Annotated in this window: 22 protein-coding genes and 1 tRNA gene; 8 read left to right on the top strand and 15 right to left on the bottom strand. The window is 70.7% G+C overall.

The window, feature by feature from the left end:
* Positions 1-46 precede the first annotated feature (46 nt).
* Positions 47-325 (top strand): hypothetical protein, encoded by a 279-nt coding sequence (locus tag ACZ7DE_RS03790; RefSeq protein ID WP_470757515.1) that lies wholly within the window; start codon positions 47-49, stop codon positions 323-325.
* 91 nt (positions 326-416) lie between these two features.
* Here the strand turns inward: ACZ7DE_RS03790 and ACZ7DE_RS03795 are convergent.
* Positions 417-498 (bottom strand) — tRNA-Tyr (locus ACZ7DE_RS03795).
* Positions 499-723: 225 nt separating this feature from the next.
* Between ACZ7DE_RS03795 and ACZ7DE_RS03800 the strand changes: the two genes are divergently transcribed.
* Positions 724-1,212, top strand: coding sequence for a YajQ family cyclic di-GMP-binding protein (locus tag ACZ7DE_RS03800; protein WP_256910519.1), 489 nt, complete (start codon positions 724-726; stop codon positions 1,210-1,212).
* Between the two features lie 80 nt (positions 1,213-1,292).
* Here the strand turns inward: ACZ7DE_RS03800 and ACZ7DE_RS03805 are convergent, their stop codons facing one another.
* The gene (locus ACZ7DE_RS03805; protein WP_470757517.1) at positions 1,293-1,559 is read right to left on the bottom strand and encodes a GlsB/YeaQ/YmgE family stress response membrane protein; all 267 of its coding nucleotides are present in this window, start codon (positions 1,557-1,559) and stop codon (positions 1,293-1,295) included.
* Between the two features lie 282 nt (positions 1,560-1,841).
* On the opposite strand from ACZ7DE_RS03805, the gene ACZ7DE_RS03810 reads away from it, so the two are divergent.
* Positions 1,842-3,095, top strand: coding sequence for an APC family permease (locus tag ACZ7DE_RS03810; RefSeq protein WP_470757527.1), 1,254 nt, complete (start codon positions 1,842-1,844; stop codon positions 3,093-3,095).
* 110 nt (positions 3,096-3,205) lie between these two features.
* Here ACZ7DE_RS03810 and ACZ7DE_RS03815 read toward each other — a convergent pair whose 3' ends face one another.
* The 13 genes from ACZ7DE_RS03815 to ACZ7DE_RS03875 all read right to left on the bottom strand — a co-directional run bounded on the left by ACZ7DE_RS03815 (position 3,206) and on the right by ACZ7DE_RS03875 (position 15,769).
* The gene (locus tag ACZ7DE_RS03815) at positions 3,206-3,778 is read right to left on the bottom strand and encodes an SMI1/KNR4 family protein (RefSeq protein WP_470757529.1); all 573 of its coding nucleotides are present in this window, start codon (positions 3,776-3,778) and stop codon (positions 3,206-3,208) included.
* Between the two features lie 202 nt (positions 3,779-3,980).
* Positions 3,981-4,373, bottom strand: coding sequence for a YccF domain-containing protein (locus ACZ7DE_RS03820; protein ID WP_470757531.1), 393 nt, complete (start codon positions 4,371-4,373; stop codon positions 3,981-3,983).
* Positions 4,370-5,233: a zinc metalloprotease HtpX gene (gene htpX / locus ACZ7DE_RS03825; protein ID WP_470757533.1), complete on the bottom strand. Its 864-nt coding sequence runs from the start codon at positions 5,231-5,233 to the stop codon at positions 4,370-4,372. The genes ACZ7DE_RS03820 and htpX overlap by 4 nt, the downstream gene beginning before the upstream one ends.
* 203 nt (positions 5,234-5,436) lie before the next feature.
* Positions 5,437-6,960, bottom strand: coding sequence for an NADH-quinone oxidoreductase subunit N (locus tag ACZ7DE_RS03830; protein WP_470757535.1), 1,524 nt, complete (start codon positions 6,958-6,960; stop codon positions 5,437-5,439).
* A complete protein-coding gene (locus ACZ7DE_RS03835) occupies positions 6,957-8,531 on the bottom strand; it encodes an NADH-quinone oxidoreductase subunit M (protein WP_470757537.1) in 1,575 nt (524 codons plus the stop codon). Before ACZ7DE_RS03835 ends, ACZ7DE_RS03830 begins: the two co-directional genes overlap by 4 nt.
* Positions 8,532-8,537: 6 nt before the next feature.
* The gene (locus tag ACZ7DE_RS03840) at positions 8,538-10,532 is read right to left on the bottom strand and encodes an NADH-quinone oxidoreductase subunit 5 family protein (protein ID WP_470757540.1); all 1,995 of its coding nucleotides are present in this window, start codon (positions 10,530-10,532) and stop codon (positions 8,538-8,540) included.
* Entirely contained in the window at positions 10,529-10,930 is a 402-nt protein-coding gene (nuoK, locus tag ACZ7DE_RS03845; protein WP_470757542.1) for an NADH-quinone oxidoreductase subunit NuoK, read from the bottom strand. Before nuoK ends, ACZ7DE_RS03840 begins: the two co-directional genes overlap by 4 nt.
* Positions 10,930-11,616 carry an NADH-quinone oxidoreductase subunit J family protein gene (locus ACZ7DE_RS03850; RefSeq protein WP_470757544.1) on the bottom strand — a complete coding sequence of 229 codons (687 nt, stop codon included), beginning with the start codon at positions 11,614-11,616 and terminating at the stop codon, positions 10,930-10,932. The genes nuoK and ACZ7DE_RS03850 overlap by 1 nt, the downstream gene beginning before the upstream one ends.
* The gene (locus ACZ7DE_RS03855) at positions 11,613-12,230 is read right to left on the bottom strand and encodes a NuoI/complex I 23 kDa subunit family protein (RefSeq protein WP_470757546.1); all 618 of its coding nucleotides are present in this window, start codon (positions 12,228-12,230) and stop codon (positions 11,613-11,615) included. Before ACZ7DE_RS03855 ends, ACZ7DE_RS03850 begins: the two co-directional genes overlap by 4 nt.
* Before the next feature lie 2 nt (positions 12,231-12,232).
* Entirely contained in the window at positions 12,233-13,201 is a 969-nt protein-coding gene (locus ACZ7DE_RS03860) for a complex I subunit 1/NuoH family protein (RefSeq protein ID WP_470757548.1), read from the bottom strand.
* Positions 13,198-14,685, bottom strand: a complete 1,488-nt coding sequence (locus tag ACZ7DE_RS03865) for an NADH-quinone oxidoreductase subunit C (RefSeq protein WP_470757550.1) — start codon at positions 14,683-14,685, stop codon at positions 13,198-13,200. Before ACZ7DE_RS03865 ends, ACZ7DE_RS03860 begins: the two co-directional genes overlap by 4 nt.
* A complete protein-coding gene (locus tag ACZ7DE_RS03870; protein ID WP_470757552.1) occupies positions 14,682-15,371 on the bottom strand; it encodes an NADH-quinone oxidoreductase subunit B in 690 nt (229 codons plus the stop codon). Before ACZ7DE_RS03870 ends, ACZ7DE_RS03865 begins: the two co-directional genes overlap by 4 nt.
* The gene (locus ACZ7DE_RS03875) at positions 15,362-15,769 is read right to left on the bottom strand and encodes an NADH-quinone oxidoreductase subunit A (protein WP_470757554.1); all 408 of its coding nucleotides are present in this window, start codon (positions 15,767-15,769) and stop codon (positions 15,362-15,364) included. The genes ACZ7DE_RS03870 and ACZ7DE_RS03875 overlap by 10 nt, the downstream gene beginning before the upstream one ends.
* A 200-nt stretch (positions 15,770-15,969) precedes the next feature.
* On the opposite strand from ACZ7DE_RS03875, the gene ACZ7DE_RS03880 reads away from it, so the two are divergent.
* The 5 genes from ACZ7DE_RS03880 (at position 15,970) to ACZ7DE_RS03900 (ending at position 22,857) form a co-directional block, all read left to right on the top strand.
* Positions 15,970-17,202, top strand: coding sequence for a sensor histidine kinase (locus ACZ7DE_RS03880; protein ID WP_470757556.1), 1,233 nt, complete (start codon positions 15,970-15,972; stop codon positions 17,200-17,202).
* Between the two features lie 121 nt (positions 17,203-17,323).
* Entirely contained in the window at positions 17,324-18,724 is a 1,401-nt protein-coding gene (locus ACZ7DE_RS03885; protein ID WP_470757558.1) for a sensor histidine kinase, read from the top strand.
* Positions 18,725-18,946: 222 nt separating this feature from the next.
* Complete coding sequence (locus ACZ7DE_RS03890) at positions 18,947-19,606, top strand: LuxR C-terminal-related transcriptional regulator (RefSeq protein WP_470757988.1); 660 nt, start codon at positions 18,947-18,949, stop codon at positions 19,604-19,606.
* A gap of 235 nt (positions 19,607-19,841) precedes the next feature.
* Positions 19,842-21,785 carry a 2-oxoacid:acceptor oxidoreductase subunit alpha gene (locus ACZ7DE_RS03895; RefSeq protein ID WP_470757560.1) on the top strand — a complete coding sequence of 648 codons (1,944 nt, stop codon included), beginning with the start codon at positions 19,842-19,844 and terminating at the stop codon, positions 21,783-21,785.
* The gene (locus ACZ7DE_RS03900) at positions 21,778-22,857 is read left to right on the top strand and encodes a 2-oxoacid:ferredoxin oxidoreductase subunit beta (RefSeq protein WP_470757562.1); all 1,080 of its coding nucleotides are present in this window, start codon (positions 21,778-21,780) and stop codon (positions 22,855-22,857) included. Before ACZ7DE_RS03895 ends, ACZ7DE_RS03900 begins: the two co-directional genes overlap by 8 nt.
* Positions 22,858-22,955 lie beyond the last annotated feature (98 nt).

Genomic DNA, 22,955 nt, shown 5'->3' on the forward strand with positions numbered 1-22,955 from the left:
CCGCTCGCCGCGCGGAAGTGCGCTCGCCTCCTTAGCATCCGTACACGTGGCACATACCTTCGAGGAACTCGTGCAGAAGCAACGCGCGGCCGACGAGGCACACGCGAGGGTCGAAGACCTGCGGGACGCCTATGGCTCGCCCACGGCCACTCCCTGGTCGGAGATCCAGACCGACACCTACGAGACCGCCTGGCGCGCCTGGCGCGACCTCGCCCGCGACGCCCAGGCCGCGGTGACCGAGTTCGCCAAGGACGAGAACAAAGCGCGCAACGACGTCGAGGCGGAGGTGAAGAGGGCGGCCAAGACGCCCACCGAGGGAGGGTGAGGCCGCACCACCCCGGACTTCCTCTCCCCAGACACGAAGAAACCCCTCCGCTCTGCGTTTCCGCAGTTCGGAGGGGTTCCCTCTCTCAGCGTGGCGGCGCCAGGATTCGAACCTGGGAAGGCTGAGCCGGCAGATTTACAGTCTGCTCCCTTTGGCCGCTCGGGCACACCGCCGGGGTTGCTGCCCATTCGAACCGCTTTTCGGCGGTGCTCTCTGGCAACGACGTAAACGATACCTGATGCGCAGGGGTGCTTCGCCACCTGATTCCTCGCCGCCCGGAGGTGGCGGGGTGGCTAGGCTTGTCCGGATGCGGCCCGGGATCACACCGGGCTCGGCGGGCACCCTCGCGTACGCCGATTCGCACCCGACACGCACCCTGATACAAGGAGCCACAGGACATGGCCGACTCCAGTTTCGACATCGTCTCGAAGGTCGAGCGGCAGGAGGTCGACAACGCCCTCAACCAGGCCGCCAAGGAGATCTCGCAGCGCTACGACTTCAAGGGCGTGGGCGCCTCGATCTCGTGGTCCGGGGAAAAGATCCTGATGGAGGCGAACTCCGAGGACCGGGTGAACGCTGTCCTCGACGTCTTCCAGTCCAAGCTGATCAAGCGCGGGATCTCGCTGAAGGCGCTGGACGCGGGCGAGCCCCAGCTCTCCGGCAAGGAGTACAAGCTCTTCGCGGAGATCAAGGAGGGCATCTCCCAGGACAACGCGAAGAAGGTCGCGAAGCTCATCCGCGACGAGGGCCCCAAGGGCGTGAAGGCGCAGGTGCAGGGCGAGGAACTGCGCGTCAGCTCCAAGAGCCGCGACGACCTGCAGGCCGTCATCACGCTGCTCAAGGGCCAGGACTTCGACTTCGCCCTGCAGTTCGTGAACTACCGGTAGTCGGCAGGGGTGGGCGCCTGCCGGGCGCCCACCCTTCTGGCCCCGCTTCCGGCCACGCTTCCGGCCGGGACGCGCTGCGGTCAGTCGCGCGAGTTGCCGAACAACAGGCGGTAGACGATCAGGAGCACGAGTGAGCCGCCGATCGCCGCGGCCCAGGTCGCGCCGTCGTAGAAGTCCTTGCTGATGGGATGGTCCAGCCAGCGGGCCGATATCCAGCCGCCGATGAACGCGCCCGCGATGCCGATGAGGGTCGTACCGATGAAGCCGCCCGGGTCTCGACCCGGCAGCAGGACCTTGGCGATGACTCCGGCCAACAGCCCCAGGATGATCCAGCTGATGATGCTCATGTCCTGAAACCTGCCCTTCCGTGCTGTGCCCGCGCTGTCCGGGCCGTGTGATCTCGCTCGCTCCGGACGGGCTGCGCTCGTCCCCGACGTCCCCGCGCCCCACGCCCCCCACCTCTGCCCAACGTTCGCTGTTCGGCGTTTGTAGTTCGGGGTTCGGCGTTTGCCGTTCGTCGTTTGTCGTTGTCGTGCGCGCCCGGGGAGTCGCACGGGGTTCGTGCCGTGTTGGGGAGGACGACGCCCCGACGGCGTCCGGCGGTTCCGTCGATCAGTAGGGTGCGGCCCATGACACAGCCCGGATCGGCCGCAGAGCTACGACGGACGCTGGGCGTCGGCGACGCCGTGGTCATCGGTCTCGGCTCGATGATCGGCGCCGGCGTCTTCGCCGCCCTCGCTCCCGCCGCGCACGCCGCGGGCTCCGGCCTGCTGATCGGGCTCGCGCTCGCCGCGCTGGTGGCCTACTGCAACGCCATGTCGTCGGCGCGCCTCGCCGCGCTGTATCCGGCCTCGGGCGGCACGTACGTCTACGGACGCGAGCGGCTCGGCCCGTTCTGGGGGTATCTCGCGGGCTGGTCGTTCGTGGTCGGTAAGACGGCCTCCTGTGCGGCGATGGCGCTGACGGTCGGGACGTACCTCTGGCCCGAGCAGGCGCACGCCGTAGCGGTGGCGGCCGTGGTGGCCCTGACCGCGGTGAACTACGGCGGCATCCAGAAGTCGGCCTGGCTGACGCGGGCGATCGTGGCGGTGGTCCTGGCGGTCCTCGCTTCCGTGGTGGTCGTCTGTCTGGGGTCGGGGGCGTCCGACGCCGGGCGGCTGGAGGTCGGGGCTTCAGAGGGCGTCGTCGGGGTGTTGCAGGCGGCCGGTCTGCTGTTCTTCGCGTTCGCCGGGTACGCGCGCATCGCCACCCTCGGCGAGGAGGTGCGGGATCCGGCGCGCACCATCCCCCGCGCGATCCCCCTGGCGCTGGGCATCACACTGGCCGTGTACGCGTGCGTTGCGGTCGCTGTCCTTTCCGTGCTCGGGGCGGGTGAACTGGGGCGGGCGAGTGCGCCGCTGGCCGACGCCGTCCGGGCGGCGGGAGTGCCCGGGCTGGTGCCGGTGGTGCGCATCGGTGCCGCCGTGGCCGCGCTGGGCTCGCTGCTGGCCCTCATCCTGGGCGTCTCGCGCACCACCTTGGCCATGGCGAGGGACCGGCATCTGCCCGGCGCCCTGTCAGCCGTTCATCCGCGCTTCCAGGTGCCGCACCGGGCCGAGATCGCGGTGGGCGCGGTCGTCGCGGTCCTGGCCGCCACGGTGGACGTCCGGGGCGCCATCGGGTTCTCCTCCTTCGGTGTACTGGCGTATTACGCGGTGGCCAACGCATCGGCCTGGACGCTTGATTCGACTCCCGTGAAGCGAGCGCTGCCCGCTCTGGGACTCGCCGGCTGCGTGATCCTGGCCTTCGCACTGCCCATGACTTCGGTGGCGGCAGGGGCAGGGGTACTGGCAGTGGGCGCGGCCGCCTACGGGGTACGGCGACGGTCGTCCGGCATGGCGTAGCCAGCCGTAGGCGTCCGGCATGGCGTAGCCGTATGCGTGACGGCGGCGATGAGAGTCCGGCGGGCAGGTTCGGCCGCCGCGACGTGATCGGCGGCCGTGCGGGCGCGCGCTTACGGCGTCGCAGCCCGAGTGTCCGCCGTGCGTATGCGGAACTCGGTCCACGGAGTCAGGCTCAGGTCCTCGTCCATGACGTCGTACCAGCCGGTGCCGTCGAGCCAGGCCTGCAGCCAGTCGATGAGGCTGGGGGTGTCGACGAACCAGGCGCGGTCGGGGTCGCCGGGGTTCGGTTCGAAGAGTAGGACGCCCGCCTGCGGGGAGTGGCAGTCCACGCACGCGTACATGGCGCACCCCCAGTGGGATATCGGCAGGACGCCTTCCGGCCAGGGCCAGTCGGGGGTTTCGCGTCCCCTATCGCGGTTGGCGAGGTACTGGGTCACGGCGGCGGGCTCGCCGGCCGGCGTGCTGTCGAACAGGGGCAACAGGCCGTACTCCGGGCCGAATCCGCCGTCTCCTATCCGCAGGTAGAGGTCGGCGAGCAGGGAGGGCAGGCGGAAGCCGAGGGCGGCCTCGGCCTGGGCCAGGGTGGCCTCGTCCACGGGTGCGGGGAGCGAGGGCCGGCCCCAGGGGCGGGTGGTGGCCGCCTTGGCCGCCACCCTCTCCAGCAACTGCGCGTTCTCGGTCATGCGTTCATGATGCAAGCCGCCACTGACAACCGGGCCGGCCTGTGGACAACGCGACGGTTGTGGACAAACCGGCCCGCGGGCGACCGGGACCGGCGTTGGACGACGAGCGGCTCAGCCCACGCCGTCGCCGGCACCACGGCCGTCCCCTCGCTGTCACCACGGCCGTCACCACACAGCCGTCACCCCACCGTCGTCTGCGCTGTCAGCGCGAGGCGAACGGCTGGTCCGTGCGCACGATTTCGCGGCCCAGCGGGAACAGCGAGACCGGGATCAGCTTGAAGTTCGCGATGCCGAACGGGATGCCGATGATGGTGACGCACAGGAGGAGGCCCGTGACGATGTGGCCGATCGCCAGCCACCAGCCGGCCAGGACCAGCCAGAGCACGTTGCCCAGACAGGACGGTGCTCCCGCGTCCCGGCGTTCGACCGTCGTGTAGCCGAAGGGCCAGAGAGCGAAGATCCCGATACGGAAAGCAGCGATGCCGAACGGGATGCCGATGACGGTGATGCAGAGCAGCGCGCCCGCGAGCACGTAGCCGAGGAACAGCCAGAAGCCGCTCAGGATCAGCCAGATGACGTTCAGGATGGTCTTCACTGGGGGCGACCTGCCATTTTCTCGAGCCGGGCGATGCGTTCCGCCATGGGCGGATGTGTCGAGAACATCTTGGAGAGTCCCTGACCAGGACGGAAGGGGTTGGCGATCATCATGTGGCTCGCGGTCTCGATGCGGGGCTCCGGCGGCAGGGGAAGCTGCTTGGTGCCTGTCTCCAGCTTGCGCAGGGCGCTCGCGAGGGCCAGCGGGTCGCCGGTGAGCTGGGCGCCGGTGGCGTCCGCCTCGTACTCCCGCGAGCGGCTGATGGCGAGCTGGATGAGGCTGGCGGCGAGCGGGCCCAGAATCATGATCAGGAGCATGCCGAGTATGCCGGGGCCGTCGTCGTCGTCGGAGCGGCCGATCGGGATCAGCCAGGCAAAGTTGACCAGGAACATGATCACCGAAGCGAGCGCGCCGGCGACCGAGGAGATGAGGATGTCCCGGTTGTAGACGTGACTGAGCTCGTGGCCGATGACTCCGCGCAGCTCGCGCTCGTCGAGGAGGCGCAGAATGCCGTCCGTGCAGCACACGGCGGCGTTGCGGGGATTGCGGCCGGTCGCGAAGGCGTTGGGCGCCTCTGTCGGGGAGATGTACAGGCGGGGCATGGGCTGGCGGGCCTGGGTGGAGAGCTCGCGGACCATCCGGTACAGGGAGGGGGCCTCGAACTCGCTCACCGGGCGGGCGCGCATCGCGCGTAGCGCCAGCTTGTCACTGTTCCAGTAGGCGTACGCGTTGGTGCCGAGCGCGATCAGGACCGCGACGACGAGCCCCATACGGCCGAAGAAGCTGCCGATGACGATGATGAGTGCCGACAGCCCCCCGAGGAGTACTGCGGTCCTGAGCCCGTTGTGCCGGCGGTGCACGGTACGCCCTCCAAGTCGTGCAGCAGGGGAACCCTTTACTTGCGGATCTTGCTGTTCTCCGGTGCCACTGGTGCCGTGGTGTCACATCCAGTGCACCCTCCCGTACTGGTCAACGCCAGGCGGGAGGCACTAGTTCCCTTGTGCCTGCGGGCAGGGGTGTGAGCCGTCCGGGTGAGGACGGTGGCGTACGCGCGCGTGCGGGCTCAGAAGAGGCCGGTGTCGGCGAAGCGCAGAACCAGCTGGGGTGCTCCGGAGAGGGCGATGCCGACGGCCGCGGTGAGGGCGATCGCGGCCGTCAGGGGGGCGGGCACGTGGTGCCTTTCGGTCTGGCCTTCGGGTGCCTTGAAGAGCAGGGCCGTCCACTGGAGGTAGTAGTACAGGGCGATCACGACGTTGACGGCCATGACGACCGCGAGCCAGCCGAGGCCCGCGTCGACAGCCGCCGAGAAGACGGTGACCTTCGCGAAGAGGCCGATGACGCCCGGGGGCAGTCCGGCAAGGCAGAGCAGGAAGAACGCCAGTAGGAGGGCTGCCAGGGGGTTTCGCGCGTACAGGCCTCGGTAGTCCGTGATCCGGTTCGTGGTGCTGGTGCGTCCCACGAGGGCGGCCACCGCGAAGGCGCCGAGGTTCACGGCGGCGTACATGAGGGCGTACGCGACGGTGGAGCCGATGGCGTGCTCGGCATCGTCGGAGTACGCGGCGGCGGCGATCGGTACGAGGAGGTAGCCGGCCTGGCCGACGGAGGACCAGGCGAGGAGACGTACGGCGCTGTACGCGCGCGTGGCCTGCTGGCGGAGGGCCCCGGCGTTGCCGACGGTCATGGTGAGGGCGGCCAGCGCGGCCAGGGCGGGGCCCCAGACGTCGGCGTACGAGGGGAAGGCGACGACGGTGACGAGGATGAGGCCGGAGAACCCGACCGCCTTGCCGACGACCGACAGGTAGGCGGCGATGGGCAGCGGGGCGCCCACGTAGGTGTCGGGGACCCAGAAGTGGAACGGGACGGCGGCGGTCTTGAAGGCGAAGCCGATGAGGGTGAGGACCACGCCGGTCTGGGCCAGGGTGTCCAGTCGGCCGTCGACGTGCTGGATCCCGTCGGCGACCTGGGTGAGGTAGAGGGTGCCGGTCGTCGCGTACACGAAGCTGATGCCCAGGAGGCTGACCGTGGTCGCGGTGACGGACGACAGGAAGAACTTCAGGGCCGCTTCGGATGATGTGCGGTCGCCGTGCCGGATGCCGACGAGGGCGAACGCCGGCAGTGAGGCGACCTCCAGGGCGACGACGAGAGTGGCGAGGTCGCGGGAGGCGGGCAGCAGGGCGGCTCCGGCTGCGGAGGACAGCAGCAGGAACCAGAACTCCCCCTCGGGGAGCCGCCCGCGCGCGTCCTTGAGGGCGGTGACCGACAGAAGGGCTGCCAGTAGCGCGCCTCCGAGCACCAGGAACTGGATGACGAGGGTGAAGTGGTCGGCGGTGTAGCTGCACACACCCGGATCGCCGGTGAGGCAGAAGGTGGAGCGGTCGCCGTCGAGCAGGGGCAGGAGGAGGGCCGTGGAGGCCGCGAGGCCCGCGACCGAGAGCCAGCCGAGGAGGGGCTTGCGCGCGTCGCCCACGAAGAGGTCCGCGACGAGCACGACGAGGGCTGCGACCGCCGCGAGGGTGGGCGGTGCGACGGCCGCCCAGTCGACGGACTGGACCGCCGACTCGGCCAGGGGCTGGGCCAGGGAGCTCATCGGGTGCCTCCTGCGAGGAGCTGCTGCACGGCCGGATCGGTCAGACCGAGGAGGGCCTTCGGCCACAGGCCGGCGACGACGGTGAGGGCGACGAGCGGGCTCCAGGCCGCGAGCTCGTACATCTGGACGTCGGCGAGGCGCGGGGCGTCCGACGGGACGGCGCCCATGCAGACGCGGCGGACCACGACGAGCAGATACGCGGCCGTCAGCAGGGTGCCGAACGCGGCGACCGCCGTGAAGGTGAGGAAGGCGGGGCGGCTGAGGTCGTCCGCCGGGTCGAAGGCGCCGAACAGCGCCAGCATCTCGCCCCAGAATCCGGCGAGGCCCGGCAGGCCGAGCGAGGCGACGGCGGCGAAGGCGAGGAGGCCGCCGAGGCGGGGGGTCCTGCCGTAGAGGGCGGCGCCGGTCTGTTCGGCGAGGGTGTCCAGGTCGGTCGTGCCGGTCCGGTCCTTCAGGGCGCCGACCAGGAAGAAGAGCAGGCCGGTGATGAGACCGTGGGCGATGTTGGCGAACAGTGCGCCGTTCACGCCGGTCGGGGTCATGGTGGCGATGCCGAGGAGGACGAAGCCCATGTGGCCGACGGAGGAGTAGGCGATCAGGCGCTTGAGGTCGCCCTTCGCGCCCTGCTTGGCGAGCGCCAGGCAGGCCAGGGATCCGTAGATGATCCCGACGACGGCGAAGGCGGCGAGGTAGGGCGCGAAGATCCGGAAGCCGTCGGGCGCGACGGGAAGAAGAATGCGGACGAACCCGTACGTACCCATCTTGAGCAGTACGCCGGCCAGCAGGACCGAGCCGACCGTCGGGGCGGCGGTGTGGGCGTCGGGCAGCCAGCTGTGCAGAGGCCACATCGGGGTCTTGACCGCGAGCCCGATCCCGATCGACAGAACGGCGATGACCTGCACGGATGTGGTCAGCGAGCGGCCGTTGTCAGTGGCGAGTGCCACCATGTCGAATGTGCCCGCCTTGATTCCGATCAGGAGCAGGCCGAGCAGCATGACCACGGATCCGAGCAGCGTGAAGAGGATGAACTTCCAGGCCGCCCGGGTCCGGCCCTCACCGCCCCAGCGGGCGATGAGGAAGTACATCGGGATGAGGACCGTCTCGAAGGCGAGGAAGAACAGCAGCAGGTCGAGGACGGCGAAGGTGGCGAGGGTGCCGGACTCGAGGACGAGCACGAGCGCGACGAACGCCTTCGGGGACGGGCCCGCAGGCATCTTGAAGTAGGAGTAGAGCGCGCAGAGGAAGGTCAGGAGCGCGGTCAGGACCAGCAGGGGGAGGGAGATGCCGTCGATGCCGAGGTGGATGCGCACGTCGAGTGCGGGGATCCAGCTGATGTCCGTGCTGGCCTGCATCTTCGACGGATGGTCGTGGTCGAAGCCGAGCGCGAGGACGATCGCGGCGATGAGGATCACGCCGGTGACCGTGACGCCGTGCCGCAGCACGGCCTGCTCTGGTGACTTCCCCTTCAGCCCGGGCGGGGCGGGCAGGAGAGCGGCGACGGCCCCGAGGAGCGGGCCGACCACGATGAACGCCAGAAGGACCTGCATCACGGACTCGTTGATATCGATCACGCCTGCTCACGCTCCCGAGGCGACGAGAAGGGCGGCGACCGCGAGGACGACGGTGCCGGCGAGCAGCGCGCTCACATAGGTCTGGAGGTTGCCGGTCTGGGCGCGCCGCACGGCGGCCCCCAGCCAGCGGGGCAGGGCGCCCGCGCCTTGTACGTAGGTGTCGACGACCTCCCGGTCGAGGAACCGCACGAGGCTCGCACCGGCCTGGACGGGGCGGACGAACAGCACCTGGTAGACGGCGTCGAGGTGGAACCCGTCGGCCGCGTGGCGGTGCAGCGGGCCGAGGAGGAGCCGGCCGGGGTCCGCCGGATCGGGGGCCGAGGCCACGTCTCCGTAGGCGGGCGCGTGCGTCGCGATGGCCTCGGCCTCGACCTGTGCCGCGTCGCCCTCGGGGTGGGCGGCGACCGCGCCCAGCGGGACACGGGCGGCGATCCCGGCGAGATGGCGCCAGGCGGCGTAGGTGACGAGTCCGCCGGCCAATGCCGCTCCGGTGCCGACGACGGAGGTGAGGAGAGTCGGCGCGAGATCGTCGCCGTCGAACCAGTCGGGAAGCGTGCGGTAGGCGAGAGCGCCCAGGGCGAGGGAGGGGACGGCCAGGACCCACAGCACCACGGTCATGGTCAGCGGCTGGCGGCCGTGGTCGGGGGCTTCGGTTCCTCGGCCGCGGAAGGCCAGCAGCCACAGACGGGTCGCGTAGGCGGCCGTGAGAACGGCGGTGAGCACACCGGCGACGAGCACGATCCAGCCCGCGGCGCCAGGAGCGTGCTCGGTGTGGCCGGCTGTGACGTGCTCGGCCGCGCCGAGGACGGACTCCTTGGAGAAGAACCCGCTGAACGGCGGGATCGCGGCCAGCGCGAGGAGCGCCACGGTCATCGTCCAGAAGGCGTCGGGGATGCGGTCGCGCAGGTGGCTCATGCGGGACATGGCGGCCAGCGAGTTGGTGCCGGCGGCGTGGATGATCACACCCGCGGCGAGGAACAGCAGCGCCTTGAAGGCGCCGTGCGAGAGGAGGTGGAAGACGGCGGCGCCGCGATCGCCGACGGCGAGGGCGCCGGTCATGTAGCCCAACTGGCCCATCGTCGAGTACGCGAGGACGCGCTTGATGTCGTCCTGGGCGAGCGCGGCCAGGCCCGAGCCCACCATCGTGACGGCGGCCATCACGGCGAGGACCGCCATCGCGGCCGAGGATGCCTCGAAGACCGGAAGGAGACGGGCGATGAAGTAGACGCCGGCGGCGACCATCGTCGCGGCGTGGATCAGCGCGGAGACGGGCGTGGGGCCTGCCATCGCGTCGGGGAGCCAGGTGTGCAGCGGGAACTGCGCGGACTTGCCGGCCACGCCCGCGAGAAGGAGCAGGGCGACGAGGGTCGGGTGGTCGAGTCCGCCGTGGGCCACGGTGTCGAGGACCTTCGTGATCTCGAAGGACCCGGCGTCGGTGGCGAGGGCGAACAGACCGATGAGGAAGGGGACGTCACCGAGCTTGGTGACCAGGAAGGCCTTGATGGAGGCGGCGCGGGCCTCCGGGGTCTCCCAGTAGTGGCCGACCAGGAAGTAGGAGCAGATGCCCATGACCTCCCAGCCCACCAGCAGCACGATCAGGTCGCCGGAGTAGACGACCAGGAACATCGCGGAGGTGAAGAGGGAGACGAGGGCCGCGTACGAGGGGTAGCGGGGGTCCTCGCGGAGGTAGCCGGTCGAGTAGATCTGCACACAGGCGGCGACGAGCCCGACCATGACGGCGACCAGGGCGGCGAAGCCGTCGATGTGCAGCGCGAGTTCGATCGGCACCGAACCGGTCGGGGTCAGTTCGGTGGCCGCGTCGACGGGGGCGTCTCCGCCTTGGCGCACGGCGACGATCGCGGCCAGCGCGAGGGCGGCGACGGTCGGCAGGACGGCGAGGGGGCGGACGAACCCGGGGGCCGTGCGGCCCAGGAGCAGTCCGGCGGCCGCACCCAGGAACGGAAGGAGGGGGACGAGAACGGCGAGGGTGGTCGTGGTCACGCGCTGGCCTCAGCCTTCTCGGCGGCCGCTCCGGTCGCGGGGGCATCGCTGTCGGGGTCGTCGACCGCGGGGCTTTCGTGGCCCTCCGCGGTGTCGCGGAGCCGGTCGATGTCGGCGGTGCCGCGATTGCGGTGGACGGCGAGGACGATCGCCAGGCCGATGCCGATCTCGGCGGCGGCGATGGCGATGGTGAACAGGGTCAGGGCCTGACCGGAGTGCAGGGTGTCCTCGGCGGTCTTGGTGAGCCAGACGTCGAAGGCGACCAGGTTGAGGTTGACGGCGTTGAGCATCAGCTCGACCGACATCAGGATCAGGATCGCGTTACGGCGGGCGAGGACGCCGTACAGGCCGGTGCAGAAGAGGAGGGCGGAGAGGACGGCGGGGTAGGCGAGGTGCATCAGCGAGCGCCTTCCTGCTCGGCCGGGTTCTCAGGGCCGCCCGGGGCGGACGAGGAACTCCCGGAACTCCCGGGATTTCCGGAACTCTCCGTGACGGACCGGGAACTCTTGGTGGCGGCTCGGGAGTTCACATGGGGAGAGCTCGACTCCGCCTTCGCCTTGCGGGAGAGGACGATCGCGCCGACCAAGGCCGCGAGGAGAAGCACGGAGAGGGCCTCGAACGGGAGGACCCAGTTCTGGAAGAGGCTCGCGCCGGTGACCGCGGTCGAGCCGGCGGCCGGGCCGTCCAGATCGATCCAGGTGGCTCGGAAGGCGTCGACGACCACCCAGATCAGGGCGGCGGCCGCGGTGACGGCGACCGTGAGCGCGACCCAGCGGTTGCCGGAGTCCGCGTCCGGGGAGCGGCCGATGGGGGCTTTGGTGAGCATCAGACCGAACAGGAGGAGCACGACGACGGAACCGACGTAGATGAGGACCTGCACCCATGCGATGAACTCGGCGGTGAGAAGGAGGTATTCCACGGCGAGGCCGCCGAGGGCGACCACGAGCCACAGGGCAGCGTGCACCAGTTGCCTGGTGGTCACGGTGACGAGGGCCGCGCCGAAGGTCATCAGGCCGACGAAGAGGAACGCGATCTCGACGCCGGTCGGGGAGAGGAAGCCGTGCGGTGCTTCGGCGAGCGTCACGCGTCTCCTCCCTCAGGTTCGGCGGACTCGGGTTCGGCGGCCTTGGACTCGGCGGACTCGGTTTCGGCGGACTCGGCCCGGGCGGCCGCCGCGGCCGCGGCCAGCTTGTCGGCCGTCTTGCGGGCGGCGGCGATCTCCTTCGGCTCCTCGGCGGCGGGGTCGAGGGCGGGTGGGGCCGGGACGGTCCACATCCATTCGCGGAGCTTGTCGCGTTCGTGGGTGAGTTCGTGGATGTCGGTCTCCGCGTACTCGAACTCGGGGGACCAGAACAGGGCGTCGAAAGGACACACCTCGATGCAGATACCGCAGTACATGCAGAGCGAGAAGTCGATGGCGAAACGGTCGAGGACGTTGCGGCTGCGCTCGCGGCCACCCGGAGCCGCGGGCGGGACCGTCTCCTTGTGGGAATCGATGTAGATGCACCAGTCGGGGCACTCACGGGCGCAGAGCATGCAGACCGTGCAGTTCTCCTCGAACAGGCCGATCACGCCACGGGTGCGGGGTGCCAGTTCGGGCTGGGCGTCCGGGTACTGCTCGGTGACGGTCTTCCGCGTCATCGTGCGCAGGGTGACGGCCAGGCCCTTGGCGAGGCCACTGCCGGGAATGGGGGCCATGGTTACTGGATCACCACCTTGACGACGCCGGTGAGGGCGATCTGGGCGAGGGAAAGGGGGACGAGAAGAGTCCAGGAGAGCTTCTGGAGCTGGTCCTCGCGCAGGCGGGGGTAGGTGACCCGGAGCCAGATCACGACGAAGGCGAGGACGGCCGCCTTCAGCAGGGTCCAGACCCAGCCGAGGCCGTCGGCGCCCCAGGGGCCGTGCCAGCCGCCCAGGAAGAGGACGGTGGTCAGGCCGCACAGGACGACGATTCCGGCGTACTCGGCGAGGAGGAAGAGAGCGAAGCGCAGGCCGGTGTACTCGGTGTACGCGCCGAAGATGATCTCCGAGTCGGCGACGGGCATGTCGAAGGGCGGTCGCTGGAGTTCGGCGAGGCCGGCGACGAAGAAGACGATCGCGCCGACGATCTGCCAGGGCAGCCACCACCACTCGAAGGCGTCGACGATGCCGGGCAGGGAGACGGTGCCGGCCGCCATCGCCACCGAGGCGGCGGTGAGCAGCATCGGCAGTTCGTAGGCGAGGAGTTGGGCGGCGGTACGCAGTCCGCCCAGGAGGGAGAACTTGTTGGCGCTGGCCCAGCCGGCCATGAGCGAGCCGAGAACGCCGACGCCCATCACGGCGAGCACGAAGAAGATGCCCGCGTCGAGGACCTGGCCGACAGCGCCCTCGCCGGGGCCGATGGGGATGGCCAGCAGGACGAGGAGATACGGGAGGAGGGCGACGGCCGGCGCGAGCTGGAAGATACGGCGGTCCGCGCCCGCGGGGACGATGTCCTCCTTCTGCGCGAACTTCACCCCGTCCGCGACGAGCTGGGCCCAGCCGTGGAAGCCGCCCGCGTACATCGGGCCCAGACGGCCCTGCATATGGGCCATCACCTTGTGCTCCGTCTGACCGACGATCAGAGGGAAGGTGAGGAAGACGACGAACACGACCAGGAGTCGCAGGGCGACGTCGAGAGCGTCGTTCACTGCGGACCTCCTGCGGGGTCTTCGGGGGCGGGGGGTTCGGTGTCACCGGTGCCACGGCCCGAGACGCCGTCAGCGGCAGACGGTTTCTTGGCGCGCTCGGGCTCCGACACCGGCTCCTGCTCGGGCTCCGACACCGGCTCGGGCTTCGGCCCAGCCGTCCGCTCGGACTCCTGGTCGGGCTTCGGCCCAGCCGTCCGCTCGGACTCCTGGTCGGGCTTCGGCTCGGGCTCTGGTTCGTCGAAGGCAGGGCGGGCGTGGTGCCACGGGGCGTCGGAGCTTCGGGGGGCCGAGGCGGGGCGGGTCGGGGCACCGGAGGGCGTGGTCGTGGGCTGGGTCCGCTGAGAGGCCGAGCCCTGAGAGGCGCTCCGCGCGCGGCGCGGCCCTGCGGGAGGCCGCGGGGTCGACTCGGAAGCCGCCGGCTCCACTTCCCCAGCGCCCTCGGCTCCGGTCTTCCCGACGCTCCCGGCCGCGCCACCCGCGCCACCCGCTTCGGGGGCTCCGGGGGCACCGACCGCTCCGGCCGCCTCGATGGCCCCGCCCGCTCCGGGAGCCTCCGTAGCTCCGGACACTCCGGCACCGGTGGCACCGGTGGCACCGGTGGCACCGGTGGCACCGGTGGCTCCGGTGCCGGTGGTCGTCCCCGGAGTGGGGGGCTCTCGGTGCTCCGTGCGCTGGGATGCGGAGCCCGCGCTTGCGCTTCGGGCGCGGCGGGGTGCGGCCGAGGACGGGGGTGTCTCCTGCGAGGTCGACGGGGGCGGCGTCGCCGGGGCCGTCGGTGTCGCAGGGGCCTGGCTGGCTGAGCCCTCTGCTGCTGTGCGGGCGCGGCGGACCGGGCGGTCGGCTGCGGCGCGGGGCGGGCGCTCTCCCGCCGCGCGGCCTGCCGGGGCGCGGGTCGGGCGGGCCGGGGCCGGCGGGAGTTGGCCCTTCAGGGGGCCCCACTCGTTGGGGTCCGGGACGCCTGGAGGCAGCATCTGGCGGCGCTTGGGTCCGCCGTGCTCGGACTCGCCGGGTTCCTTCGCGCCGGGCCAGGCCTTGGCGACGCGGGCGGCCAGCACGAAGTCCTTGCGCAGGGGGTGGCCTTCGAAGGTCTCCGGAAGGAGGAGGTGGTCCAGGGCGGGGTGGCCCTCGAAGACGACGCCGAACATTTCGTGGGTCTCGCGCTCATGCCAGGCCGCGCCGGCGTAGACGTCGACGGCGGTGGCGAGGGTCGGCGTCTCGTGCGGGACCGTCGTTCGCACGAGGAGGCGGCGGACCGGGGACAGGGCCACGACGTGCGCCGAGACGCGGAAGCCGGTGCCGGGCTCGTCGACCGCGCTCAGCCAGTCGAAGTAGCTGCAGGACAGGCGGTCGCGGGCGACGCGCAGGGCGTCGGTCCAGGACGCCGGAGGGACGTCGACCGTCAGGACGTCGTACGACTCCTCGGCCGTGGCCTGCGGGCCGAAGAGCTCCTCGGCGGGGGCGGGAAGCCAGCCGACCGTACTCATCGGCCCTCCCCCGATGTGTCCGGCGAGGACGTCTCCGATGAGGACGTTCCCGGCGAGGGCTCCGCGGACGGGGGCCGCACCAGGCCGCTCTGCAGGGCCGCCCTCGAGGGGCGGGTCACGGCCGGGCGGGACGCGGACGGGCCGTAGCGTTCGTCCAGCGACTCGCGCGCGATCTTCTCCTGGAGCTTGAGGATGCCCTGGAGCAGCGCCTCCGGGCGCGGCGGGCAGCCCGGCACGTAGACGTCGACCGGGATGATCTGGTCGACGCCCTTCGTCACGGAGTAGGAGTCCCAGTAGGGGCCGCCGCAGTTGCTGCACGCGCCGAAGGAGATGACGTACTTCGGCTCGGGCATCTGCTCGTAGAGACGCTTCACGGCCGGGGCCATCTTGTCCGTGACGGTGCCGGAGACGACCATCAGGTCCGCCTGGCGCGGGCCCGGCGCGAAGGGGATGACGCCGAGGCGGATGAAGTCGTGGCGGGCCATCGAGGCGGCGATGAACTCGATCGCGCAGCAGGCGAGGCCGAAGTTGAAGACCCAGAGCGAGTAGCGGCGGCCCCAGTTGAGGACCACCTTCATCGGCTCGGGGGCGAGGCGGGCCAGGGCGCCGAGGCGCTTCGGCTCGGGCAGGAGAACGGGCGCCGAGGGCTCCTGTTCCGGCGGGTTCGCTTCCGGCGTCACGTCCATGTCAGGACGCCCTTCTTGTATGCGTACAGCAGGCCCACGGCCAGGAAGCCGAGGAAGATGAACATCTCGACGAGCGTGGTCGCACCGTAGCCGGGGGCTGCGAAGACCGTCGCCCAGGGGAAGAGGAAGATCGAGTCGACCGCGAAGATCACGTACAGGAAGGCGTAGACGTAGTAGCGGACCTGGGTGTGCGCCCAGCCCTCGCCGACCGGGTCGACGCCGCACTCGTAGGTCAGGAGCTTTTCCGGGGTGGGGACCACCGGGCTCAGCAGGCGGGCCGCGCCGAAGGCGACGGCGACGAAGAGCACGCCGACGACGGCGAGCAGTCCGACGACGGAATAGGACTGGAAGTAGTCCGCCGCGAAGTCCGCCGCGACATCGACGGTCGGTTCCCGCACGTCCGTCCCCTCGCTCCCTGACCTCAGCCTCTTCGACGACTGACCGGATCGACGACCTGTACGCACGGGAGTCTAGGCCCTGATAAAGAGACAGTAAGCAGCCCGTCACGGCTCGGGACGCGGGGCGGGGGTTTTCCCCCGGCCGAGGATGGCAGCAGACCTCATGGCGCGGCGGCGTACGGCGCGGCAGGCTAGCCGATATGACCGCTTCCACCAGCCACTCCGCCGCCCGCCCGGGAACGTCCGGGCCGGGGGGCGCGGGGTACGACGACGATCGTCTGCCTCCAGCCCGTTTCGCCTACGACCCGCAGACGTGGAAGGAGATCGCGCACCTTCTGACGAATCTGCCGATGTCGTTGATCGGGTTCACCTATGTGATGACGGTGATCGTCACGGGGGCCGCGATGACCGTCACCGTGGTCGGTTTCCCCTTGTTGATGCTGGGGCTGACCGGGGCGCGGCTGATGGGCCGGTTCGAGCGGGCGCGGGCCCGGTGGCTGCTGGGGGTGCGGATCGACGAGCCGAGTCCACTGCCGCTGCGCAGGGCGGGCGGCCTCACGCAGCGGATGTGGCTGGCGCTGAAGGACCCGGTGGGCTGGCGCACGGTGCTGTACGACCTCATACGGCTGCCCTGGGGGATCCTGACGTTCAGCGTGGTCGTCCCCTCCCTTTTCGTGCTGTGGCCGGTGCTGCCGTATCTGGCGCGCGGTCTGACGAACGCGGACCGGGCGATGGTGCGGGGGCTGCTGTCTCCCTCCGACGAGCTGGAGCGTCGGATCGCGGAGCTGGAGTCGGACCGCGGGGTGGTGGTCGACACGGCGGCGGCCGACCTGCGGCGCATCGAGCGCGACCTGCACGACGGGGCGCAGGCCCGGCTGGTCAACCTGGCGATGGGGCTGGGCCTGGCGAAGGAGAAGCTCCTGGAGGGGCAGGCCGACGACGTCGTGGCCGCGATGGTGGAGGAGGCGCACGGCGAGGTGAAGCTGGCGCTGCAGGAGCTGCGGGACCTGGCGCGCGGGATCCACCCGGCCGTCCTGACCGACCGCGGCCTGGACGCGGCCCTGTCCTCGGTGGCCTCGCGCTGCACGGTGCCGGTGAAGGTGACCGCCGATCTGCCGTCCCGACCGGCGCAGGCCATCGAGGGCATCGCCTACTTCACCGTCTCGGAGCTGCTGCAGAACATCAGCAAGCACAGCGGCGCCCGTTCCGCCTCGGTCGACGTGTGGCGGACGGACGACCGGCTGCTCATCCAGGTGTGGGACGACGGCCGGGGCGGCGCGTCGCTCGACGGAGGTTCGGGGATGCAGGGGCTGGCGGAGCGGCTGGACGCCGTGGACGGGCTCTTCGTCGTGGAGTCGCCGGTGGGGGGTCCGACGACGGTGACGGCGGAGCTGCCCTGGCGGGACCGGGGACCCGGCGGCCGGGGGAGGTAGGGAAAACCCCCCCTCCAAGATGCCGACGGACTCCATGGTCCGCGCGCCCGCCGCCGAGGAGGGTGGGAGGCACGGATCGACAGCTGCGCGATGAGCAGGACGAGTAGAACGGACGACGCCGATGGCCACGCAGTACGGGCAGTACGACCAGTACGGGCAGTACGACCAGTACGGGCGGTACGGGCAGGACGAGCAGGCCGCAGGCGGGTACGCGCGCCGGGACGGGGGGCGCCGGCATCTGCTCCCGACGGGGCTGCGCGAGCCGCTGACGGCGCGCCACTGGCGTGAGCTCCTCTACGTGCTGCTCGGTCTGCCGATCGGCATCCTGCTGTTCGTGTTCGCCGTGACGACGCTGTCGCTGGGGGCGGGCCTGCTGGTGACGTTCATCGGCATCCCGGTGCTGGCGGCTGGGCTGGCCGCGGGCCGGGCACTGGGGGCGCTGGAGCGGGCCAGGGCGCGCGGGCTGCTCGGCCTGGAGGTGGGCGACCCCGAGCCGCTGCGGGTGCGCGGGAACGGCGCGATGGGCTGGATGGCCGCCGTGCTGAAGAGCGGCACGTCGTGGCGGAACATGCTGTACGCGGTGCTGCAGTTCCCGTGGGCGGTGTTCTCCTTCGCCGTCACCGTGACGGTGTGGTCGCTCGGCTGGACCATGCTGACGTACCCGCTGTGGTTCTGGGTCTTCCCGATGTCCGGCGGCCAGGACGGGCTCCAGCTGTACGGCGACGATCACCGCAACATCTACCTGGACAACCCCTTCGAGATCACCGTGACCGCGCTGGTGGGGCTGTTGATCACGCTGGCCACGCCGTGGATCGTGCGGGCGCTGACGACGGTGGACCGGCTGATGGTGCACGGTCTGCTCGGGCCGTCGTCGCTGGGGGCGCGGGTGGTGGAGCTGGAGTCCGACCGCGGGGTCGTGGTGGACGCGGCGGCGGCCGACCTGCGGCGGATCGAGCGCGACCTGCACGACGGGGCGCAGGCCCGGCTGGTCGGTCTCGCGATGGACCTGGGGCTGGCCAAGGAGAAGCTGCGGGAGGATCCGCAGGAGGCGGCACGGATGGTGGGCGAGGCGCACGGTGAGGTCAAGACGGCGTTGCAGGAGCTGCGGGACCTGGCGCGCGGGATCCACCCGGCCGTCCTGACCGACCGCGGCCTGGACGCGGCCCTGTCCTCGGTGGCCTCGCGCTGCACGGTGCCGGTGCGGGTGGACGTGGATCTGGTGGAGCGGCCGGCGCCGGCGATCGAGGGGATCGCGTACTTCACCGTCTCGGAACTGCTGCAGAACGTCAGCAAGCACAGCGGGGCCCGGTCGGCCTCGGTGGATGTGTGGCGGGTGGAGGACCGGCTGCTGCTGCAGGTGGTGGACGACGGGGTGGGCGGCGCGGACGCCTCCGGCGGGTCGGGGCTGGCCGGGCTCGCGGGACGGCTGGACGCCGTCGACGGAATCCTGGTCGTGGACTCCCCGGCGGGCGGTCCCACCCGGATCACCGCGGAGCTGCCCTGGCGGGGCGGCCTGGTCTGAGCCGGACGGTCACGCCTCCTCCCCTTCAGCGTCCCGGAACCACCCGCCCTCCCCGGTCCGTGCGGCCGAAAGGGGGCGGGTCCTGTCCTGATCCCGCCGTCCTGACCGTCCTGAACCCTTGGCCTGCCCGTTTCCGGGTGCAGAAGAGCCAGATGCTGGAATGCTTGACTGGTTCGACCAACGGGGTGGACGGCTGGGGGGCCGAGGATCGTGGAGGACAGGGTGCGGGTGGTCATCGCCGAGGATTCGGTGCTGTTGCGGGAGGGGCTGACCCGGTTGCTGACCGACCGGGGGCATGACGTGGTCGCGGGGGTCGGGGACGCCGAAGCACTGGTCAAGACCATCACGGAGCTCGACGCCGAGGGCGCGCTGCCCGACGTGGTCGTCGCCGACGTGCGGATGCCGCCCACCCACACGGACGAAGGCGTGCGGGCCGCCGTGCAGCTGCGCAAGGCGCATCCCGGGCTCGGGGTGCTGGTGTTGTCGCAGTACGTGGAGGAGCGGTACGCCACCGAACTCCTGGCCGGTTCCAGCCGCGGGGTCGGGTATCTGCTCAAGGACCGGGTGGCCGAGGTGCGGGAGTTCGTGGACGCCGTGGTGCGGGTCGCCCAGGGCGGCACCGCCCTCGACCCGGAGGTCGTCGCGCAGCTGCTCGGCCGGAGCCGCAAGCAGCACGTGCTGACGGGGCTCACCCCGCGGGAGCGGGAGGTCCTCGGGCTGATGGCCGAGGGGCGGACGAACTCGGCGATCGCCCGGCAGCTGGTCGTCAGCGACGGGGCGGTGGAGAAGCACGTCAGCAACATCTTCCTGAAGCTCGGCCTGTCCCCGAGTGACGGGGATCACCGCCGGGTACTCGCGGTTCTCACCTACCTCAATTCGTAGCGGAGTGGCAGCGTGCCCTTCGCCGGCCGGAGAACCTCGACCTGCGTCCGGAGCGTCTGACGGAGTGGCGCCGAGGAGCGGGAAATCATGACCAGCGGGGGCGCCGGGCCGTTCCGGGACGGCGAACCGTCCTCCCGAAGGCCGAGGGAAGGCGACCCTTACGGACGTAGGGTTGATCCCGGAGGGCCTTCGGGAAGACCCTCCGGGACAGCCGCCTCGAGGGAGGTCCAGTTCAGTGACCAGTCAGGTCAGCCCAGCGGAACAGGCCGACGGAACCGACGGAGCGGACGGCACCGTCGTGGGAGAGCAGCGCAAACCGGGCGGGACGAAGGATGTCCGTCGTCTCGACCGGGTGATCATCAGGTTCGCGGGGGACTCGGGTGACGGTATGCAGCTCACCGGTGACCGTTTCACCTCGGAGACGGCGTCGTTCGGCAACGACCTGTCCACCCTGCCGAACTTCCCCGCCGAGATCCGCGCGCCCGCCGGCACCCTGCCCGGCGTGTCCTCGTTCCAGCTGCACTTCGCCGACCACGACATCCTCACGCCGGGCGACGCGCCCAATGTGCTGGTCGCCATGAACCCGGCGGCGCTGAAGGCGAACATCGCCGACGTGCCGCGCGGCGCGGAGATCATCGTCAACACGGACGAGTTCACCAAAAGGGCGATGCAGAAGGTGGGGTACGCGGCCTCGCCGCTGGAGGACGGTTCCCTCGACGGTTACCAGCTCCACCCGGTCCCCCTGACCACGCTGACCGTCGAGGCCCTCAAGGAATTCGACCTCACCCGGAAGGAGGCCGAGCGCAGCAAGAACATGTTCGCGCTCGGCCTTCTGTCATGGATGTACCACCGGCCGACCGAGGGCACCGAGAAGTTCCTGAGGTCGAAGTTCGCCAAGAAGCCCGACATCGCGGCCGCGAACATCGCCGCGTTCCGCGCCGGGTGGAACTTCGGTGAGACGACCGAGGACTTCGCGGTCAGCTACGAGGTGGCCCCGGCGGCGAAGGCGTTCCCGGTCGGCACGTACCGGAACATCTCCGGGAACCTCGCTCTGGCGTACGGGCTGGTCGCCGCCTCCCGGCAGGCCGATCTGCCGCTGTTCCTCGGCTCGTACCCGATCACGCCGGCCTCGGACATCCTGCACGAGTTGAGCAGGCACAAGAACTTCGGCGTGCGCACCTTCCAGGCGGAGGACGAGATCGCCGGCATCGGGGCGGCGCTGGGGGCCGCGTTCGGCGGCTCGCTGGCCGTGACGACCACCTCGGGTCCGGGCGTGGCGCTGAAGTCGGAGACCATCGGGCTGGCGGTCTCCCTGGAACTCCCGCTGCTGGTGATCGACATCCAGCGCGGCGGGCCGTCCACGGGGCTGCCCACCAAGACCGAGCAGGCGGACCTGCTGCAGGCGATGTTCGGCCGCAACGGTGAGGCGCCGGTGCCGATCGTCGCGCCGTGCACGCCGGCCGACTGTTTCGACGCCGCCCTGGAGGCGGCCCGGATCGCGCTGACGTACCGCACGCCGGTGATGCTGCTGTCCGACGGCTATCTGGCCAACGGCTCAGAGCCCTGGCGCATCCCGGAGCTGGAGGAGCTGCCGGACCTAAGGGTGCAGTTCGCGCAGGGGCCCAACCACACGCTGGACGACGGCAGCGAGGTGTTCTGGCCCTACAAGCGCGATCCGCAGACCCTGGCCAGGCCATGGGCGGTCCCGGGCACGCCCGGTCTGGAGCACCGCATCGGCGGGATCGAGAAGGAGGACGGGACGGGGAACATCTCGTACTCCCCGGCCAACCACGACTTCATGGTCCGCACGCGCCAGGCCAAGATCGACGGCATCGAGGTCCCGGACCTGGAGGTGGACGACCCGCACGGTGCGAGCACCCTGGTGCTGGGCTGGGGTTCCACCTACGGGCCGATCATCGCGGCCGTACGGCGGCTGCGGACGGCCGGGGAGGCGATCGCGCAGGCCCACCTGCGGCATCTGAACCCCTTCCCGCGCAACCTCGGCGCGGTGCTGAAGCGGTACGACAAGGTCGTCGTGCCGGAGATGAACCTCGGCCAGCTCGCCACCCTGATCCGGGCGAAGTACCTGGTCGACGCGCACTCCTACAACCAGGTCAACGGTATGCCGTTCAAGGCGGAGCAGCTCGCCTCGGCGCTCAAGGAGGCCATCGATGGCTGAGACCTCAGTGGAAGGCACGGGCACGATCGAGGCGCTCTCGCTCGTCCCCAAGGCCGAGGGCAGACAGTCCATGAAGGACTTCAAGTCCGACCAGGAAGTGCGCTGGTGCCCAGGCTGCGGTGACTACGCGATCCTGGCGGCCGTCCAGGGGTTCATGCCGGAACTGGGGCTGGCCAGGGAGAACATCGTCTTCGTCTCCGGCATCGGCTGCTCCTCGCGCTTCCCGTACTACATGAACACGTACGGCATGCACTCCATCCACGGACGCGCCCCGGCCATCGCGACGGGGCTGGCCGCCAGTCGGCGCGACCTGAGCGTGTGGGTCGTGACGGGGGACGGCGACGCGCTGTCGATCGGCGGGAACCACCTCATCCACGCTCTGCGCCGCAACGTCAATCTGAAGATCCTGCTGTTCAACAACCGCATCTACGGACTCACCAAGGGCCAGTACTCGCCCACCTCCGAGGTCGGCAAGATCACCAAGTCGACGCCGATGGGATCGCTGGACGCCCCGTTCAATCCCGTGTCGCTGGCCCTCGGCGCCGAGGCGTCGTTCGTGGCGCGGACCATCGACTCCGACCGCAAGCACCTCACGGAGGTCCTGCGGCAGGCCGCCGCCCACCCCGGCACGGCCCTGGTCGAGATCTACCAGAACTGCAACATCTTCAACGACGGCGCGTTCGAGGTGCTCAAGAACCGGCAGTCGGCCGAGGAGGCGGTGATCCGCCTGGAGCACGGGCGGCCGATCCGCTTCGGTGCGGACAACGCGCGGGGGGTCGTGCGCGACCGGCAGACCGGTGAGCTGACGGTCGTCCCCGTGACCTCGGAGAACGAGGCGGACGTTCTGGTCCACGACGCGCATGCCGCGTCCCCGACCACGGCGTTCGCCCTCTCCCGCCTCGCCGACCCCGACACCCTGCACCACACCCCGATCGGTGTGCTGCGCTCGGTCGAACGGCCGGTCTACGACACGCTGCTGGCGGACCAGCTGGACACCGCGATCGAACAGCACGGCAAGGGCGACCTGTCCGCGCTGCTGGCCGGCGGGGACACCTGGACCGTCGTCGGCTGAGGAGCGGACCGGCCGGGCTGTCCGTCGTCAGCTGACGGGTGGAAGGCCGGGGTGTCCGTCGTCGGATGACGACTGAGGCCTGGTGACGGACGGCCGGG

It is taken from the genome of Streptomyces sp. NPDC037083 (genome assembly GCF_055606485.1).